Origin of the sequence: Halorubrum amylolyticum, assembly GCF_004114995.1 — an archaeon.
GTDB classification, from domain to species: Archaea; Halobacteriota; Halobacteria; order Halobacteriales; family Haloferacaceae; genus Halorubrum; species Halorubrum amylolyticum.
Genome location: NZ_SDJP01000064.1, coordinates 1 through 3,324 on the forward strand (window position 1 = coordinate 1; position 3,324 = coordinate 3,324).

At 54.6% G+C, this 3,324-nt stretch carries 4 protein-coding genes; 3 read left to right on the forward strand and 1 reads right to left on the reverse strand.

Annotation, left to right across the window (positions count from 1 at the left end; all coding sequences use genetic code 11):
- Positions 1-322: 322 nt before the first annotated feature.
- Together ESO89_RS18715 and ESO89_RS18170 are read left to right on the forward strand one after the other, a co-directional pair.
- Positions 323-808 carry a hypothetical protein gene (locus ESO89_RS18715; protein WP_164932843.1) on the forward strand — a complete coding sequence of 162 codons (486 nt, stop codon included), beginning with the start codon at positions 323-325 and terminating at the stop codon, positions 806-808.
- Between the two features lie 455 nt (positions 809-1,263).
- Positions 1,264-1,620, forward strand: coding sequence for a helix-turn-helix domain-containing protein (locus ESO89_RS18170; protein WP_128906794.1), 357 nt, complete (start codon positions 1,264-1,266; stop codon positions 1,618-1,620).
- A 78-nt stretch (positions 1,621-1,698) separates the two neighbouring features.
- Here ESO89_RS18170 and ESO89_RS18175 read toward each other — a convergent pair whose 3' ends face one another.
- On the reverse strand, positions 1,699-2,736 hold the full coding sequence (locus ESO89_RS18175) for a tyrosine-type recombinase/integrase (RefSeq protein ID WP_206731804.1): 1,038 nt from the start codon (positions 2,734-2,736) through the stop codon (positions 1,699-1,701).
- Between the two features lie 3 nt (positions 2,737-2,739).
- On the opposite strand from ESO89_RS18175, the gene ESO89_RS18820 reads away from it, so the two are divergent.
- The gene (locus ESO89_RS18820; protein WP_206731805.1) at positions 2,740-2,886 is read left to right on the forward strand and encodes a hypothetical protein; all 147 of its coding nucleotides are present in this window, start codon (positions 2,740-2,742) and stop codon (positions 2,884-2,886) included.
- Positions 2,887-3,324 lie beyond the last annotated feature (438 nt).

Below are 3,324 nucleotides of genomic sequence, written 5' to 3' on the forward strand. Positions count from 1 at the left end.
GCGTTGTGTCTGCGAATCGTCGTTGCAATCACCAACTTCGAACGAGGCAACGAGCCGGGCTGTGAGAAGCTATGAGATTGATTCTATGACAGGCTCTTACAACCTTTAATTCACCTCCACCTGCCGCACGCGACAGGTGGCTTCTCCACGCTACCAGGGCATACTTAGCTTGAGGTTATCCCTAACCGTATAAGAAGTTTAGCTGTTTTCTAAAAATCGGCTCTAGTGAGCGTAGAGGCCCTCTACCGTGAAAAATAACCGCTAAGATCGCCTGCTACGACGTGGCGGTGCCGTCGTCGTCACAGTCGTCGCCATCATCGTCTTGGGCGGACTCGTCACAATCATCGTCGGCGTGATCATCGGGGATCAGTTCGATATCAGGCGCCTCGAACTCAGCTGGATCGAAGTCCTCGCGTTCGTGGACGAGATACTTCACACTCACTGGGACGCCCCCATCGTCGCCGAACTGGTCCACTGCTTCTTCACGAGTCAGGGGTGGCCCCTCGTAGTATTCGTGGTGGTACTCGTTCCACGCATGACGATGCTCGATCGGGAGCTGTCGATGCCATATCCGGTAGGGCGGCTCATCCACCTTGTGGATGTGGACGTGACAGCTCTGACACAGCGGGATCACGTTCTCGACACGGTGGTCCGTATCGTCGCCGTTGACGTGATGGAAGGAGAGTTTGTCTTGGTTGCGCGCTCCGAAATCAGTTTCAAGCCATTCCTCTGGCGTTCGACCGCAGACCACGCATTGCTGGCCCCAACGATCGAAGACTGCTTGTTCAAGATGTGTTGGTCGCATTAGTTGATGTGAATGGCCGCTCGCGTGGCTGGTCGGCTGTACCCGACTCCGACAAGTGTGTGTCTACACTGAGCCGCGAGCGGCAGGCTAGTTGGAAATCGAGACAGTCCTGTGGGAGATCCCTCCCAGTCGCGACGCTACGCTATCTCTGTTCACCCCACTCAAATCGGGAGATACAAACGAATCCATCGAGGCGATCGCTAACTCCCGGAAATCATCCACATCACCCCGTAACTCAGGTCGAACTGTTCCCTCTTGGAGTGTCCACAGTAGGCGATTGATCGTCCCCAGCTCAGAGCCGATACACTTGTGACTGGACGTCGATAGAGAGTGTCAATGGGGCCGAGCCAGGGTGTTCAGTGAGGCAGTTGGGTTGGGTTGTAGTGGCGTGAAAGTAGTTCAATAGAGATCCGAGAGGCTGAGATTCATATAGACACACGATTAAGAGTCAGACAGCAATGTCGGAAGGTTCGTTTCCGGTCACTCCCGGTTCTAATGAGTATACCACGCTGAGTTTTCTCGTGGCACGTTGCGGAACGCGATTTTCTCCCGACGAGATTACAGCCAACACCGGTATTTCTGCGACGGAGGTGTCGAATGCAGTGGCACAACTCGTCGAATGGGGGCTGGTACAGCAGGCAGCTACCGACTACTATGTCGATCCTGCCCAAGCTGAAGAGATACGCCCACGGCTCAGGTCACTAGATGCAGTTGTTCAGCTTTTTGAAACAGCACCGACTGACGACGCCTACGCCGAACCAGGGTGGACAGATGAAGTTCCATCTCTTAGTGTGGGCCGAGATGATCGCACGTAGCGCCAGTTGCTACACGACTGACTACCCTACACCGCGAGGATTTCTTACAGTAATTCTGGTGAAACCACCCCACGACTATTATTCAGTAGAGCCCTCAAACGCCTCAGCAAGCCGGTCATACATCGCGTCGCGAAGATACTCACGACGCTTCTCTTCGGATAGATAGTTCCGAAACACGACCATCGGATCGCTGCTGCCCTGTTCGTGAGCGACACTCTGGAGACGTTCGATCACAACCTCAACGGCGTCAGCGTACGCGCTGTACCAAAACCGACGTCCCATCTTCGAGGTCGGAAGCTCCCCGCGAACACGCACATCCGCACGCGCCGCAATCGACTTGAACCGGCGATTTAGCGTCTCACCAGTGAGGTGATCACGCCGAGCGTCCGGAGAGGGGAACAGATACCCATCCCACCCCTGCTGGTTCGAGAGCCGCGCGATCCGATCCTCTAGGACATCCTCGCCGTAAATTAACGCCACTGTTCCAGGACCGTTCTTCCTCGTGTTGAACGAGAGGTACGGTGACTCCGCCTGAAGTTCAACATTCTCCACGTGGAGGGTTGCTAATTCGCTTCGTCGTAGGCCCCATGCACACAGCCCTAAGACGATCAGTCGCTCTTCGATATCCTCAGTCGCAGCCGCAAGAGCTCCGACCTGGGCAGGCGCAAGCGGGGAGTTATCACGCTTCGCAACGTCCCATTCATGATCGTAGCGGACGGGATTGAACGCGCCGTAGCCGCGATCGACGAGCCAGCTGTAGAGATCGTCGATGTCAGACCGGTACCGACGCTTCGAATCGTTGCTCTCAAGCTCATCATCAAGGACGTCGAAGACGGCGGTGACACGCTGAATCTCTTCGGGCTGGTCAGCGACATCCGTAATACGAGAGACGATTGCGGATGTCCCATGGAGGGCTTCGTAGTGGCGGAGAAACTGACCGAGCCGCGAACGCTTTGACTGGAGGGTGGTCTCCGCAGCGGACCCCCGTTGTTGTGACCGAAAGTACTGTTCGAGGTACTCGATCATCTGCTCGTTATCGATCGGCCACGTTGGAGTCTCGGGTGAGACGTCGTCTCCGAGCCCAACAGCCTGTTCGAAGAACTCTGAGAGTGTCATGTCATGATGCTCTCGGACAGCGTACTGGAGACCGCTATAACCATTGTCGACGAGCCACTGGTAGGTAGGAATCTTGTGTGGATCGTGTCCCTCCCGCTGCCGTTCAGGAGCAATTTCGCGCTCGTAGAATTCGACGAGTTCGTCGAGTGACTTCCTCGACCAATTGTAGGTTCGCTCACTCACGAAAATCTCGGGGGAGAACCCCGCGTGCTGCCCCCTGTAGTAATTCTAAGCGTGGTGATTTCATAGGATAGCATCTATTTGACAGTAGTATAATAGTATTGGTTATGCGCGTGTCCGTTGGGGACACGCGAAATAAGCAACTTATCGAATGAAGAATGCCCAACGGTAATAAACTGTATAACGATATACAAAATGAGCGGGGTCTGAAGATCCACAGTTTCGGAGGATAGGTTAGTTTTGGATCAAATCTCCATCAATTCGTGGTGATTGTCAGCGGTCGAGGATCGATTTTGAATCCTTACTCTCGAGCTACCGGACGAGCGTACGAAATTGCGTGGATTTTGGCGCTGCTGAATACGGTTGTCACTCTTGAGCGGCGGACCCAGCGAGAGCTCAGCCGATTAG

What these genes read in the sequence shown, in the direction of transcription:
- ESO89_RS18170 (WP_128906794.1), top strand. Translation starts at nt 1,264, where the DNA reads ATGTCGGAAGGTTCGTTTCCGGTCACTCCCGGTTCTAATGAGTATACC.
- ESO89_RS18175 (WP_206731804.1), bottom strand. Translation starts at nt 2,736, where the DNA reads ATGACACTCTCAGAGTTCTTCGAACAGGCTGTTGGGCTCGGAGACGAC.
- ESO89_RS18820 (WP_206731805.1), top strand. Translation starts at nt 2,740, where the DNA reads ATGATGCTCTCGGACAGCGTACTGGAGACCGCTATAACCATTGTCGAC.